Raw genomic sequence first — 13,178 nt, 5'->3', positions numbered from 1 at the left:
GCTACTGGCCGCCGCTGGCAATCGGCTGGACGAATTGCAGTTCCAGATCCCATGGGAAATGAATCCAGGTGTCCTGGCTGACCTCGGTCACGAAGCTGTCGACCAGGGGCCGGCCGGCGGGCTTGGCATAGACAGTGGCAAAATGGGCCTTGGGCAGCATCTCGCGGACGATCTTGGCGGTTTTCCCGGTATCGACAAGATCGTCGACGATCAATGTGTTGGTCCCGTCACCTTCGACCTTCTTCAGGATCGTGAGGTCGCCCTGCGCCTGATGGTCGTAGGATGACACGCACACGGTGTCGACCAGCCGCAGTTCCAGTTCGCGCGCGACAATGGCGGCAGGCACCAGCCCGCCGCGGGTGATGGCGACGATCTGATCCCAGGGTCCCTTTTCCTTCAGCCGCCAGGCGAGCGCCTTGGCATCGCGATGAAGTTGTTCCCAGGATACCGGGAAATCATGCTGAGGGCTGGCCATGTCGAAACCGATCTGATTGCGGGGAGTTGGTGGGTGCGTATTTAAGCGGGCGCCGCGGGGCGGTGCAATCGCCGCTGTGGACTTGACTGTGGACCAACAGGCCGTGATCGCAGCTAGATGCCGCGTTCGCCGGTCGGGTGCAACGTGACGCCGGCGATGCGCCAACTGCCGTCGGCCTGTCGCTCCATGCGGTAGAGCGCGACCGTGCCGCGCCCGTCCGGCCCAATGACCCGCACCGGCTGCACCGGGGTGCCCTCGACGATCGCGGGATCCCCGAAGCTGTAGGCGCGGGGTCGATAGACCGGCCGGAAGCTCGATCGCACCATTTGCATGAATTTTTCCGCGGTCATGAAGGCGCGGCGGATATCGGGGCTGGCGAATGCGAAGGCGGTATCTCCATCGTCGCGCGCGAAGGCCGAGATCTGGCCTTCGATCACTTCGGCGAAGGCTGCGCCGTCCAGGGCGGAAACACTGGATTGGGCCCGCACCGGGATCACGCCGACGAGGCTGAGAAGGAGGACGATCAGGAGCGTACGGATGGTGACGGACATTTGAAGATTATGGCCTCTGTGTCGCGTCGTTGCGAGCGGGACGATGACCGGCCGAGCTTGTATAGTTGGCCACGACAGGGAGGATGTCATGCCGATCAGGAAAATCGAAGCCGCGGATGCGGGATTTCCCGCGTTCGAAACTACGGCAACCGGCGGAACGCCGGACAGTCGGGTATTTTCCCTGTCGAGCCATGCCCGCGCGCGCGAGGCACTGGAATTCGGCCTTGAGGCGCACGATCCCGGGTTCAATATATTTGTCGTCGGCGAAGACCGCAGCGGCCGGATGACCGCGACGCTGTCTTTTCTCGAAGAGGCGCTGCGCGACGGCGCGCGTCCTGATGACTGGGTCTATCTCAACAATTTCAGGCGCTCGAACGAGCCGCTTGCCGTGCGTTTGCCGGCAGGCCATGGGCGCAATTTCCGCGACGATATGGCGGCCCTGGTCCCCCAATTGCGCGACGCGCTGCACCAGGCCTTCACGCGTGAAGAGTATCAGCAGCGTCTGCACGATGAGGAAGCGGCGATGCGTGCCGAAATCGGCAAGGCCATCGAGGCCGCGCGCGCCGAGGCGGAGCGGGCCGGGCTGTCGCTCGTCCAATCGCCGCAGGGGCTGGCGGTCGCAGCACTTGATGATGACGACAAGCCGCGTGATGTCTCGAAACTGCCCGAGGCGGAACGCAAGACCCTGGAGGAGACCGGCCAGCGGGTCAGCCAGATGCTGGCCGAGATCAACCGGGACGCGGCACGCCGCCAGGCCAAGCTGCTTGAGGACGTACGCGAGTTGAATCGCGCCGTCGCGGAGAATGCCGTCGGCGGCCTCGTCGATGAGCTGATTTCGCGCTTTAGCGATGTGCAGGGCCTTAACCGCTGGCTGGTCGCGTTCCGGGTCGATCTGCTCGAGAACCTGGCGTTGTTTCAGCCGCCCGCCGACGCGGCCGAGGGTGCCCCGGCGCCCGCGGCCGGCCCACAGCCGGCCCGACCCACGCCGGAGGCGCGCTATGCGGTCAACCTGCTGGTCGACAATGGTGAAGTCTCGGGACCGCCCATCGTGCTTGAGGGCAATCCGACCTACGCCAACCTGTTCGGGCAGATCGAATACCGTCAGGTCGGGGGTGTTCTGCAGACGGATTATTCGCTCATTCAGCCGGGGGCGCTGCATCGTGCCAATGGCGGGATATTGGTGCTTCGCGCCGAGGCGATTGCTGCCCATGCGGACAGTTGGGCCCATCTCAAGGGCGCACTCCGCGATGGCCTGGTGCGTATGGAAGAGCAGTATCGCGCCGGCGGTGTTCCGGTGGCGGGCGCGCCCAAGCCCGCACCTGTGCCCCTTAACGTGAAGGTCGTGATCGTCGGTGCGCCGCAATGGTACTACACGTTCTTCTCCGTCGATCCCGAGTTCCAGGCCTATTTCAAGGTGAAGTCGGAGATCGATGCGGACATGGCTGCCAGCCCGGAGAATCTCGTCTGTTACGCCGGATTGCTTCAGGGGTTCGCGAACAAGCATGGCGCCACCACCTGCACCGCCGATGCGATTGGCTATCTACTTGGCTATGCCTCTCGCATCGCGGCTGACCGGACAAAGCTGTCAGCGCGCTTCGAGCTGGTCGAGGATATCGTCAACGAGGCGATCTATGAGGCCCGGTCAAACGGGGCGGCACAGGTCGATGCCGAAGCGGTGCGCGCCGCGCGGCGGAATCGGCGCAACCGCAACGCGCGGATCGAGGACCGGACACATGAATCGATTCAGCGCGGGACGGTGATGATATCCACGTCCGGTGGCGCGGTCGGGCAGGTCAATGGGCTGACGGTCCGCGATATGGGCGATCACGCGTTTGGCGCGCCGTCGCGGGTGACCGCCCGCACGTCGATCGGCCGGCGCGGTGTCACCAATATCGAACGCGAGACTTTGCTCGGCGGACCGATTCAGCAGAAGGGTGCCATGGTGATCCAGGGCTTCCTCGCGGGCTTGTTTGCGCGGCGCACGCCATTGTCGTTCAACGCCTCGATTACCTTCGAGCAGAGCTATGGCGGCGTCGAGGGCGACAGCGCCTCGTTGGCCGAAGTCCTGACGATTCTGTCGGATCTTGCCGACATACCGCTACGTCAGGACCTCGCGGTCACAGGCTCGGTCAACCAGCGCGGCGAGGTGCAGGCGATCGGCGGGTTGATCCAGAAGGCCGAGGGCTTCTACCGCACCTGTGTCGAGGCGGGCCCGCTGACCGGTGACCAGGGGGTCGTGTTTCCGCGCTCGAACGAGCCGGGCCTTGTTCTCGACGACGGGATATCGGCGGACATCGGCGCCGGTCGCTTCCATATTTATTCGGCGGCCCATGTGGATGAAGCGGTCGAACTGTTCACGGGCATCGAAGCGGGGGCCCCCGACGCGGCGGGCGACTATCCGGCCGGCAGCGTTTATGCGCGGGTCGCCGAACGGCTGGTCGCCTTCGACCACGCGCTCGACGAGCGCGACCGGTAGGAAAGATGTCGAAGGCGTTCCCGGCCCCGGGCCGGCGGCCTGACTACCTGACGTAGATATGCACCTCGTTGCTGGCCACATCCGCGCTGGACGTGGAACTCAACGACAGGCGATCGCTCGGCAGACCCATCTGGATCAGCGTCTGGAGCACCTGCTCGGCATTGCGCCGCGACTGGTTTGCGCTCAGGGCGACCTGCGCCGGTGTACCCTGCTGGGGTACGATCGAGACGATATCGAACACCGCACCCGGGCGCCGGTTCAGCGCTTCGCTGGCGGCGGTGAAGAGCGGTTCCTGATAGGGCACGTTCGGACGGTCGAAACGGATCACCACGAGCGGGCGGCGATTCGCCAGATTGGCTGCCGGGTTCGGTGCGCCGCTGCGTACGGGACCGGCCGTCGCGAAGGCGCGATTGGCCAGACTGGTGCCGAACAACTCGCCGTTCTTCACGGCCAGTGAGAGCACGGTCAGGTTGCTGCGTTCGCGACCCACATAGTTGGTCTGGCGCGACACGTCCTCACTCAGTTCGTTCAGGAGGCGGTCGATCAACACGACGGTGCGGTTGACCTCGTCCTCGAGAATGGCGAGCTGGCGATGATCTTCGTCGATGGCGCCGGTGAGGCCATAGGTGGCGCGCACAGATTCGAGAATGAACGCGGCCAGCGAGCTGGCGTCCGCGACACTGTTCGACAAGCCGTTCATCTGTCCGACGCCGTCGGAAATCTGATCGAGTGTCGCCTGGGCCTGGGTCCATGCCGAAACGAGATTGGGGTTGCCCGGGGTCGTGCCGACCTGCAGGCGCGCCTGGATGTCGGCGACGAGGCTCTGATAGGTGTTGGCGTTCGTGATCGTTTGCTGGCGAAGCGTCTGGAGGATCTCGTTGCCGTTGCCGATGTTCGTCTGCAACCGGCCGAGGTCGCCGCGCAGGCGCTCGACACGCCGGCCGACTTCGGTGCCGGTTGTCTGACCGGCGGTCACACCGCCGGGCTGGAAATTATTCTGGCCAAGCTGCGGCGGCGCGCCGGACAAGGTCGGCTGCGGGTTGCGTTCGGCCGCGCTCGCGGGAATCACCTGTCGGTCGCCGCCGGAGGGTGACTCGCCCGTCAGGGACGGAATGAGTGCGTCGTCTGTAAAATCGCAGGCCGCCAATAGCAGCGCTGCGCCGGCCAGTGCCGACCAGGTGCGTTTAGTTGTCATCCGCTCCCATGTCCCTCAAATGCCCCAGCGCGATCCCCAATTAATGCCGCAGATGCGGCGAACGCGCAAAAATTGCTGATTAGCCAAATGGTTGCGCCGGATGTTACCGATTGGCATTGGACCGGGCAAGCGGCTTTTGGACCGGATTTTCGCGACATTTCGCCCATCCGCAAAGTGGCCTTCCGATACTTGCATTCAGTGAGGCATTTGATTAGCTTCCGCGCGCCTTGGCCAAGCGCCCGTAGCTCAACTGGATAGAGCGTCTGACTACGGATCAGGAGGTTGGGAGTTCGAATCTTCCCGGGCGCGCCAAGAGCACATCCCAAAAGACTCCATACCTATGTATGTCGCGCGCGATTCTGCGGTTTTCGTGATCCCGAAACCCTCGGGTCAGACCCTGACAGGTGCCAGCGTAGCGAAAAGATGGACGCGCGTGTCAATGTATCCTTGGTCGCGTTTGCAGGCGGCGATTGGCACACGCCGTGCGGTCTGGGCGCATAACCGGGCGTGTGATTGATGGGGATGAGACCATGACGGCCGTAAGTCAGGTACTGATCGGAACGCTGGCCGAAAGTCTTCGCGCCGCGGAAGAAAGTGGTGTCCCGCGCGCGCCGGTTCGCCATGAATTGCCTGAAAAGGATATCGCGACCGCTTATGCCGTGCAGCAGGCCGTCACCGACCATGGCATCGCCAATGGCCGCCGACTGGTCGGCCGCAAGATCGGCCTGACGGCGAAGGCGGTGCAGATCCAGCTCGGGGTCGATCAACCGGATTTCGGGACGCTGTTTGCGGACATGATCTTCGGGCCGGGTTCGTCTGTTGCGCGCACGCGCTTGATGCAGCCGAAGATCGAATCCGAGATCGCCTTCATGCTCGGCCGTGATCTCGACCGGCCCGACCTGACGGTGGTCGATGTGATGCGTGCGACCGAGTATGTCCAGCCGGCATTCGAGATCGTTTGCAGCCGCATTCGCGACTGGGACATCGATATTGTGGACACGATCGCCGACAACGCCTCGGCCGGCCTGATGGTTCTCGGCGGCAACCCGTCACGCATCGAAAGTGTCGATCTGGCGAACTGCATCATGGAGACCCACGCGGACGGCGCCCTTGTCTCTTCGGGAGACGGACGTGCGTGTCTCGGTCATCCGCTGAACGCGGTGGTCTGGCTGGCGCGGCGGATGCAGGAACTGGGAACGCCGCTGTGCGAGGGTGACCTGGTGATGAGCGGCGCGCTGGGCCCGATGGCGGACATTGCCGGCGCGTCCCATGTCACGGCGAGTTTCTCCGGGCTGGGCTTGGTTGAAGTCTCGTTTGAAGATGAAGAATAAGGACTGAATCACATGAACCAGATCGATTTGGCAGGACGTCGTGCCATTGTGACCGGGGCGGCCCAGGGTATTGGCCGGGCGATCGCGACACGGCTTCTGGATTCGGGCGCGCAGGTTTGGTTGTGGGACATCGATGAGGCCGAGGTGGCAGAGACGGCCCAGGCTCTCGGTGAAAGTGCTCATTCGATGCGGGTCGATGTCGCGGATCCGGACGATGTCGAGGGCGCGGCGAAGGACGTCGTACAGCAGGCGGGGCAGATCGATATTCTGGTCAACAACGCCGGGATCTCCGGCGCCAACGCACCGCTGTGGGAATATGCGACCGACGAATGGCGGCGTGTCATCGAGATCAATCTCAACGGCGTCTTCTATTGCTGCAAGGCGGTCGTGCCCTACATGAAAGACGCGGGCTATGGCCGCATCATCAATATGGCGTCCGTCGCCGGCAAGGAGGGCAACCCCAATGCGTCTGCCTACAGTTCCTCGAAAGCGGCGGTCATTGCGTTGACCAAGTCGCTCGGCAAGGAACTCGCCGATCAGGACATCGCCGTCAATTGCGTGACCCCTGCTGCCGCCCGGACCGCGCTGTTCGACCAGATGAAGCAGGAGCATGTCGATTACATGCTGTCGAAGATTCCCCGCGAGCGCTTCGTCACTGTCGAGGAGATCGCGGGCATGGTCGCCTGGCTCGCTTCGGCGGAGAACTCGTTTACCACCGCGGCCACGTTCGACCTCAGCGGCGGACGCGCGACCTACTAGGCCTGCTTTCCGTCCCTGCGGCGTCGGGGTTGCGGGCTAACCGACTTGGCTACCACTCTTCAGGCGTGTCGATCAGCGGAGACGGTCGGGCCAGCTTGCGAAGCGCGACCGGGTCTTCGATCGTCTCCCGGCCATTGCCCGTTGCGTACAGCTCGACCGAACCCTCGACCACCACGTGCAGAAAATCCGCGGAATCGCCTTCCGAGATCAGATGCACACCGGCCGGAAAATGTTGCAGATAGGAAATCGGCGCCAGGCGATCGAACGCGGCGTCGTCCATCGTGCTGAAAAGCGGCGGGCGACGGCCGCGCTCCAGATCCTGATCGCGCTTGTGGGCGCGACGCTGTTGCTGCACCGCCGTCTCTTCGACGCGCGGGTGCGGGCTACATCGAGCTTCAGTGACACTTGGATCCTGATTCTGCTCGATCTCCAGCTCGTCCTCGGGCTGGGCACGATCTTCGTCTCGGCGGGGCATCTGGATGGCAGCGAGATGGTGAAGTTCATGTTGTGGGCGCGTGGCATCTTCACCTTCCAGGGCGGCGCTGCGGACTTCGTGGCCGAGGTGCACTGGATCTTCAAGGCGCATCTGTTCCTGGGCCTGACGATCTTCCTGTTGTTCCCCTTCACCCGGCTCGTACACATGCTCAGCGCGCCGGTCCGGTATGTCTGGCGGCCCGGTTATCAGGTCGTCCGAAGCCGCAACCGCTCGGCGCGTTAGTCCGGGGAACGGCGACGTGAATCCGGCGCGCAGGCCGGGATGGGGTGCCGGCCTAGGCTTCGTCCCAGACAGGCCGGCGCACTTCGGGGCTGATGATCCGCAGGTTCTTTTCCTTCAGCTTGCCGATGCGATCCATCTCCGCGTCGCTCAGTGCAAAGTCGAAGATGCCGATATTCTCCTCGATCTCGGATAGTTCGAGCGCGCGCGGCACCACGCCGATACCGGGTTGCTGAACCGTCCAGCGCAGCGCGATCTGGGCCGGCGTTTTGTCGTGCGCCGCCGCGACTTCGACAATCACCGGGTCGTCGAGCATCGCACCGCGCGCCAGCGGTGCGTGGCAGGTGATCAGCAGGCCGTGCTTGCGGCATGCCGCGATCACGCGGTCCTGATTGATATAGGTGTGATACTCGATCTGGTTGGTCACCAGGGGTTCGGGGCATTTGGCGACGGCCTCTTCGAGCAGGGGAATCGTGAAGTTTGACACGCCAATGTGACGCGCCAGCCCGTCGCGTTTGGCCTTTGCCAGCGCGCCGAGGGTTTCCTCGAGCGGGACTTTCGGTTGTGGCCAGTGGATCAGCAGCAGATCGACATAGTCGAGCTCCATCGTCGCGAGGCTGGTATCGACCGAGCGCGCGAAATCGTCGGCCTTCGCGTTTTCCTCCGTCACCTTTGTCGTGATCCAAAGCTCCTCGCGCGGCAAACCAGATGCACGAACGCCTTCGCCGACCCATTGCTCCGTGCCGTATTTCCGGGCCGTGTCGATGTGGCGGTAGCCGCAATTCAGCGCATGCAGAATGAGCTCGACCGCGCGCTCGGGTTCGGGGAATAGCATGGTGCCGTAACCGACGGCCGGGATGGCGGCGCCGTGCGCGTTGATCGTTGGGGCAAGTGCAGCTGGCATCTGGTTCCTCGATATGCGGGGTGTTGGTTCGGACGGCAGCATCGGGGTGATTGCCTGCCTGAGACGAAAGCATACTGCATGCCCCGTTCTGCGTGAAAGTGCGCCATTCGATTGTGAGCCGTGCGTGAAACGCCTATCGTGTCGGTCGCTCTGCGTTAAAGGAATTCCGCGATGGATCGAGTGATGGAACAGCTGACCATGGCTTGGGATACCGCCCTGGTTCATCTCGGGTCGCCGGAATTCTATTCCCAGGTCGGATTTGTCATCACCGCGCTTCTGGTGGCCTGGGTGCTGACATTCAGCATCAAGGGACGGGTCAGGATTTTCCGCGAAGAGCCGAAATCGGGCGCGCTTCTCGATATGCGGATGGCCCTCCACAATGCCGGCGACCTGGTGCTTCCCGTCGTCACCGCGCTGCTGCTGGGCGTGGCCACGCCGATCAGCGCCGCGGTGATCGGAGAGGCATGGCTTGTTCGCGCCGCGCAGGGAACGGCGTTCATCCTGCTGGCCTTCAGCCTGGCGAACCATTTCATCAACAGTACGACGATTATCTTCATCCTGCGCTGGATCGGTGTTCCGATCGCCTTGCTGTTTATCGTCGGCCTGCTGGACGACGTGACCGGGCATCTCGACGCCGTGTCCTTCGAGGTCGGCAACATCAGGATCACGTTGCTGGCGGTGTTGCGCACCTTCCTGTTCGGCATATTGCTGTTCTGGTTTGGCCGCGTATCCAACTCGACCGGTCAGCGGGTCATTCGAAACCGGACCGCGCTGGACGTAAGCACACGCGAGGTTGTCGCGAAGCTTTTCGAGATCGGCATCTACGTGCTGATGCTCCTGCTGCTGCTGAATATTGTCGGCATCGACCTGACGGCGCTGGCGGTGTTCGGCGGCGCGTTGGGTGTCGGCCTGGGTTTCGGCCTGCAGCAGATCGCCTCGAACTTCGTGTCGGGCATCATCATCCTGCTCGATCGGTCGATCATGATTGGCGACTATATCGAGCTGGAAGACGGCCGGTCGGGCACATTGCGCGAACTCAAGATGCGGTCGGCCACGCTGGAGACGTATGACGGCAAGGACATCATGGTGCCGAACGAACGCTTCATCACCACCACGTTCGTCAACTGGACCCACAACAACCAGAAGCAACGCTACGCGCTTAATTTTCAGGTCGCCTACAAGACCGATCTTGAAAAGATGTTCCAGATTATCCGTGAAGTCGCCGCCAGCCACCCGAAGATTATCAGCGGCGACGATGTTCCCATCGCCGAGCGGCCGGACGCGGAAATCGACAGCTTCGGCGATTCGGGGATCAACATCCTGGTCGAGTTCTGGATGGAGGGCATCGATGACGGCGACAACCGCGTCGGCGCCGATCTGCTGATGATGATCTGGACGGCGTTGCAGCAGAACGGTATCGAGATTCCGTTTCCGCAACGCGAAGTCACGCTGTCGGGTGAGGTCAAAACCTCCTGACATCTGCGGCTTCCGGGCCTTCCCGGGAATGGCTGGAATTTCTTGAGCGGTGCGGTGTTTGTCTTCCTGAGGCCTTGGCGCGGCCGCGCGCCGTGTCCATGCAGTCCATCGACAAACCGGGGAATTCCGCAACATGACCCAGATCGCATCGCCGGAGACGCAAGCGCCCGCGCGCGAACCCGGGGCAGGTGAAATCATCTACCGCCATCGCGTCGTGACCCGGCTGACCCATTGGGTCAACGCGCTGTGTTTCACGTTGCTGCTGATGAGCGGACTGCAGATTCTCAACGCCCACCCGGCGCTGTACTGGGGTGAGTTCGGTGCCGATAACGACACCGCCTTCATCGAGTTCTTCGCCGCACGCCCGGACGGGCCGGGCACCGAACTCGCGGGCTTCACCCGCATCGGACCGCTCACCATCGAGACCACCGGCCTGTTCGGCGTGTCCAACGACAGCGATGGGGATGTCCGGGTTATCGCCATGCCGGGATGGGCCACCATCCCGACCAATCGCGATCTCGCCACGGGCCGGCGCTGGCATTTCTTCTTTGCCTGGCTGTTCGTCATTAACGGACTGGTCTTTGTGGCGGGCAGTCTGATTAACGGGCATCTGCGCCGCGACCTGCTGCCCGAACGGCGCGAACTGCGACCGCACCACATTCTGCACGACATCTGGAACCACGCCCGGTTGAAGCTGCCGAAAGGTGATGCGGCCAAGCGGTACAACGTCTTGCAGAAGGGGGCCTATCTGGGAGTCGGCCTGCTGTTGATCGTGATGATCATGACCGGCCTCACCATGTCGCCGGGGATGAACGCCAGCGCGCCCTGGATGCTGGATCTGTTCGGCGGCCGGCAATCGGCGCGCACGATCCATTTCCTCGCCGCAAGCGCGACGGTGGCGTTTGTGGTGGTGCATCTGGCGATGGTGCTGCTCGCCGGACCCATCAACGAAATTCGCTCCATGATCACCGGCCGCTTCATCGTGCCCCCGGAGGACAAGTCATGACCCGCAAGCTTCTCACCCGTCGTTCGCTCCTGCATGTCGGTGCCACCGCCGCGATTGCCGGTGTCGGTTACGCCGGATACCGCGCGATGAGCGCACCGGGCTTCCTGGGGGTTCTGGAATCCGCCGAATACGCGACCCTCAACGCCCAGCGCGCGTTGCTTGCCGGCCAGCCGCTCGCGCGCGAGTTCAGCGCGTCGGACATGTCTCCGGTATTCAAGGCCAACGGCACCACCATGCCCGGGGGCGTGGCGTATCAGGAATTCCTCGCCAATAATTTCGCCGGCTGGCGTTTGCGGGTCGATGGCCTGGTGGCAAACCCGATGAGCTTGTCATTGGCCGACCTGAAGCGTCGACCGCAGCGCACCCAGATCACGCGACATGATTGCGTGGAAGGCTGGAGCGCGATCGGCAAATGGACCGGCGTACCGCTTGGGCATATCCTGGAGCAGGCGCAGCTGGCCCCCAATGCGCGCTATGTGGTCTTCCACTGCCTCGACGATGTTTATGAGGACAGCGGGAACTACTATGAAAGCGTCGATCTGTTCGATGCCTTCCATCCCCAAACGATTCTGGCCCATGCCATGAACGACCAGCCATTGCCGGTGGCCCATGGCGCGCCGTTGCGCCTGCGCGTCGAGCGCCAGCTCGGCTACAAGCATGCCAAGTATCTGACGCGGATCGAGGTGGTCGACAACTACGCGAATGTGGGTCAGGGCCGCGGCGGTTTCTGGGAAGACCGCGGCTATGAGTGGTACGCCGGGATCTAGCTTTCGCGTTGTGCCGGTTCGCGCCGGCGCAGGGTCATGAATGCCTCGGCGGCGTCGAAACCGACCGTGTTGCCGCGGAGCCGGGCGAGGCGTTCGACGGCTTGCACCGAGCGGGCATGGGGCGGGTCGCGCATCTCGAAATCATAGACGGTGATCGCATCGATCTTGTGTGTCAGGACCGGCGTGATCTCGACGAAACTGTCGGGCGCGAAAGCGCCGTCGGACGCCACGGCCCAGTCGGTCGAGGAAATGATTTCGTAGGCCAGAAGTGCACCCACCGGTGACCCCGGGAGCGGGCGCGCCGCGGTGATGGCCGCCTGGTAGGTTATCTTGTGGTCCCCGTGCAGGCTGTTGCCGAAGGGGATATAGACATCGCGCGGCGCGTATTCACGAAGCGCTGCTTCGAGAGGGGCTACGAGTTCGGTCAGGGGCAGCGTGTCGCCGCGATTCTCCGGAAAGCCCAGATAGCGCGGCGGTTCGTATCCGAGGATGTCGGCCGCGGCCTGCGCGCTCTCGCGCCGTTGGGCGTCATGGCCCTGCCCGTCGCCGAACACCACCAGCACATCCACCCGGCGCCCGGCCGCCGTCGCCAGCGTGGCAACGCCGCCACAACCCAACACCTCATCGAGCGCATGGGGTGCGACGATCAGCAGCCCGCCACGGGGCTTTGTCTGGTCGGTCATGAAGGCCTGCTCCTGCGTGTGGAAATGATCATTCGGTGCGTGGCCCAGCATAGTGCCTGTCAATCGACGGCCAAGTGCCCGGATTGATTTCGGTCAAGGCGGGCGCCGGCACGCCACTCTACTGATTATCAGGCACGACGGGAGAGCGAGATGCCTGACATCCTGCAAATACTGGCGGACGACCACGCGAATATGCGTGCGTTGATGCAGTTGCTCGAGAGTGAGGTCGATAAAATGGCCGAGGGCGGCCATGCGGACGTGGACACGATTTCCGCCGTCGCCGCGTACATGCTCGAATATCCCGACCGGTTCCACCACCCGGTGGAGGATTTGCTGATTCAGGGTCTGCAGGCAGCGGGTGCGGTCCCGGCATCATCGGTGGAAGCACTCGAGACGGAGCATGCGAGGATTTCCCGTCTGGCCCGTGAACTCCATGATGCGGCCGTCGCGGTTGCGGCGGAACAACCGATGCGTCGCGACGCGTTTGTCGAATGCGCCCGGCGGTACATCGTGGCCCTCCGGCGCCACATGGACATTGAGGATTCGGATTTTTTCCCGCGCGCTGAAGAATCTCTCTCGGCGGAAGACCGTGCGGCCATCGCCGCGCGATTGCCGGATCTGGACGATCCCCTGTTTGGTGCCGCGACGCGTGACCGCTATCGGGCATTGGGCGAGGCACTCCTCAACGCCTGACCGGCGATACGGTGTCGACCAGCTATCCACGCCGACGGTCTGGTCCGGCGCCGTTTGTGCGCGACAAGTGCATGTAAATTAATCAGTTGTCACGCCGGTGGTCATTCGACGGGCAGAGATGAAACCTCTCTCCCGGACGGGCATGTC

13 protein-coding genes, 1 tRNA gene and 1 pseudogene are annotated in these 13,178 nt (G+C 63.3%); 9 read left to right on the top strand and 6 right to left on the bottom strand.

Annotated features, from left to right (window positions below):
- Window position 1 precedes the first annotated feature (1 nt).
- Window positions 2–475: a xanthine phosphoribosyltransferase gene (gene gpt, locus ABJ363_13905; protein ID MEP4380091.1), complete on the bottom strand. Its 474-nt coding sequence runs from the start codon at window positions 473–475 to the stop codon at window positions 2–4.
- A gap of 113 nt (window positions 476–588) precedes the next feature.
- Window positions 589–1,026: a DUF4864 domain-containing protein gene (locus tag ABJ363_13900; protein MEP4380090.1), complete on the bottom strand. Its 438-nt coding sequence runs from the start codon at window positions 1,024–1,026 to the stop codon at window positions 589–591.
- Between the two features lie 88 nt (window positions 1,027–1,114).
- On the opposite strand from ABJ363_13900, the gene ABJ363_13895 reads away from it, so the two are divergent.
- Window positions 1,115–3,502 carry an AAA family ATPase gene (locus tag ABJ363_13895; protein MEP4380089.1) on the top strand — a complete coding sequence of 796 codons (2,388 nt, stop codon included), beginning with the start codon at window positions 1,115–1,117 and terminating at the stop codon, window positions 3,500–3,502.
- Window positions 3,503–3,545: 43 nt separating this feature from the next.
- Here ABJ363_13895 and ABJ363_13890 read toward each other — a convergent pair whose 3' ends face one another.
- Window positions 3,546–4,697 carry a hypothetical protein gene (locus tag ABJ363_13890; GenBank protein ID MEP4380088.1) on the bottom strand — a complete coding sequence of 384 codons (1,152 nt, stop codon included), beginning with the start codon at window positions 4,695–4,697 and terminating at the stop codon, window positions 3,546–3,548.
- A 235-nt stretch (window positions 4,698–4,932) separates the two neighbouring features.
- Between ABJ363_13890 and ABJ363_13885 the strand changes: the two genes are divergently transcribed.
- The 3 genes from ABJ363_13885 (at window position 4,933) to ABJ363_13875 (ending at window position 6,787) form a co-directional block, all read left to right on the top strand.
- Window positions 4,933–5,009, top strand: a tRNA-Arg gene (locus ABJ363_13885).
- Window positions 5,010–5,227: 218 nt separating this feature from the next.
- Window positions 5,228–6,028, top strand: coding sequence for a fumarylacetoacetate hydrolase family protein (locus ABJ363_13880; GenBank protein ID MEP4380087.1), 801 nt, complete (start codon window positions 5,228–5,230; stop codon window positions 6,026–6,028).
- Window positions 6,029–6,040: 12 nt separating this feature from the next.
- Window positions 6,041–6,787, top strand: a complete 747-nt coding sequence (locus tag ABJ363_13875; GenBank protein MEP4380086.1) for an SDR family NAD(P)-dependent oxidoreductase — start codon at window positions 6,041–6,043, stop codon at window positions 6,785–6,787.
- 49 nt (window positions 6,788–6,836) lie between these two features.
- Here the strand turns inward: ABJ363_13875 and ABJ363_13870 are convergent, their stop codons facing one another.
- Window positions 6,837–7,067, bottom strand: a complete 231-nt coding sequence (locus ABJ363_13870; GenBank protein MEP4380085.1) for a cyclic nucleotide-binding domain-containing protein — start codon at window positions 7,065–7,067, stop codon at window positions 6,837–6,839.
- Window positions 7,068–7,106: 39 nt separating this feature from the next.
- Here ABJ363_13870 and narI point away from each other — a divergent pair.
- A pseudogene (gene narI / locus ABJ363_13865) lies at window positions 7,107–7,505 on the top strand (respiratory nitrate reductase subunit gamma).
- A 52-nt stretch (window positions 7,506–7,557) separates the two neighbouring features.
- On the opposite strand, the gene ABJ363_13860 reads toward narI, so the two are convergent.
- Window positions 7,558–8,406: an aldo/keto reductase gene (locus ABJ363_13860; protein ID MEP4380084.1), complete on the bottom strand. Its 849-nt coding sequence runs from the start codon at window positions 8,404–8,406 to the stop codon at window positions 7,558–7,560.
- Between the two features lie 171 nt (window positions 8,407–8,577).
- On the opposite strand from ABJ363_13860, the gene ABJ363_13855 reads away from it, so the two are divergent.
- From ABJ363_13855 to ABJ363_13845, 3 genes are all read left to right on the top strand, one after another.
- Window positions 8,578–9,882 carry a mechanosensitive ion channel domain-containing protein gene (locus tag ABJ363_13855; GenBank protein MEP4380083.1) on the top strand — a complete coding sequence of 435 codons (1,305 nt, stop codon included), beginning with the start codon at window positions 8,578–8,580 and terminating at the stop codon, window positions 9,880–9,882.
- Window positions 9,883–10,015: 133 nt separating this feature from the next.
- Complete coding sequence (locus ABJ363_13850) at window positions 10,016–10,888, top strand: cytochrome b/b6 domain-containing protein (protein ID MEP4380082.1); 873 nt, start codon at window positions 10,016–10,018, stop codon at window positions 10,886–10,888.
- Window positions 10,885–11,655: a molybdopterin-binding protein gene (locus tag ABJ363_13845; GenBank protein MEP4380081.1), complete on the top strand. Its 771-nt coding sequence runs from the start codon at window positions 10,885–10,887 to the stop codon at window positions 11,653–11,655. The genes ABJ363_13850 and ABJ363_13845 overlap by 4 nt, the downstream gene beginning before the upstream one ends.
- Here ABJ363_13845 and ABJ363_13840 read toward each other — a convergent pair.
- Window positions 11,652–12,338, bottom strand: a complete 687-nt coding sequence (locus tag ABJ363_13840; GenBank protein ID MEP4380080.1) for a PIG-L deacetylase family protein — start codon at window positions 12,336–12,338, stop codon at window positions 11,652–11,654. The genes ABJ363_13845 and ABJ363_13840 overlap by 4 nt on opposite strands.
- A 150-nt stretch (window positions 12,339–12,488) precedes the next feature.
- Here ABJ363_13840 and ABJ363_13835 point away from each other — a divergent pair, with 150 nt between their 5' ends.
- Window positions 12,489–13,031: a hemerythrin domain-containing protein gene (locus tag ABJ363_13835; GenBank protein ID MEP4380079.1), complete on the top strand. Its 543-nt coding sequence runs from the start codon at window positions 12,489–12,491 to the stop codon at window positions 13,029–13,031.
- Window positions 13,032–13,178 lie beyond the last annotated feature (147 nt).

The organism is Alphaproteobacteria bacterium (assembly GCA_039980135.1).
Lineage (GTDB): Bacteria > Pseudomonadota > Alphaproteobacteria > UBA6615 > UBA6615 > UBA8079.
Note: the sequence above shows the minus strand (reverse complement) of the source record. Positions and strands in the feature narration are given on the sequence as shown.

Bases quoted from the DNA above. Each gene is read 5' to 3' on its own strand.
- ABJ363_13890 (MEP4380088.1), bottom strand. From the start codon at position 4,697: ATGACAACTAAACGCACCTGGTCGGCACTGGCCGGCGCAGCGCTGCTA.
- ABJ363_13840 (MEP4380080.1), bottom strand. From the start codon at position 12,338: ATGACCGACCAGACAAAGCCCCGTGGCGGGCTGCTGATCGTCGCACCC.
- ABJ363_13860 (MEP4380084.1), bottom strand. From the start codon at position 8,406: ATGCCAGCTGCACTTGCCCCAACGATCAACGCGCACGGCGCCGCCATC.
- ABJ363_13850 (MEP4380082.1), top strand. From the start codon at position 10,016: ATGACCCAGATCGCATCGCCGGAGACGCAAGCGCCCGCGCGCGAACCC.
- ABJ363_13870 (MEP4380085.1), bottom strand. From the start codon at position 7,067: ATGGACGACGCCGCGTTCGATCGCCTGGCGCCGATTTCCTATCTGCAA.
- ABJ363_13900 (MEP4380090.1), bottom strand. From the start codon at position 1,026: ATGTCCGTCACCATCCGTACGCTCCTGATCGTCCTCCTTCTCAGCCTC.
- ABJ363_13880 (MEP4380087.1), top strand. From the start codon at position 5,228: ATGACGGCCGTAAGTCAGGTACTGATCGGAACGCTGGCCGAAAGTCTT.
- ABJ363_13855 (MEP4380083.1), top strand. From the start codon at position 8,578: ATGGATCGAGTGATGGAACAGCTGACCATGGCTTGGGATACCGCCCTG.
- ABJ363_13895 (MEP4380089.1), top strand. From the start codon at position 1,115: ATGCCGATCAGGAAAATCGAAGCCGCGGATGCGGGATTTCCCGCGTTC.
- ABJ363_13835 (MEP4380079.1), top strand. From the start codon at position 12,489: ATGCCTGACATCCTGCAAATACTGGCGGACGACCACGCGAATATGCGT.
- ABJ363_13845 (MEP4380081.1), top strand. From the start codon at position 10,885: ATGACCCGCAAGCTTCTCACCCGTCGTTCGCTCCTGCATGTCGGTGCC.
- gpt (MEP4380091.1), bottom strand. From the start codon at position 475: ATGGCCAGCCCTCAGCATGATTTCCCGGTATCCTGGGAACAACTTCAT.
- ABJ363_13875 (MEP4380086.1), top strand. From the start codon at position 6,041: ATGAACCAGATCGATTTGGCAGGACGTCGTGCCATTGTGACCGGGGCG.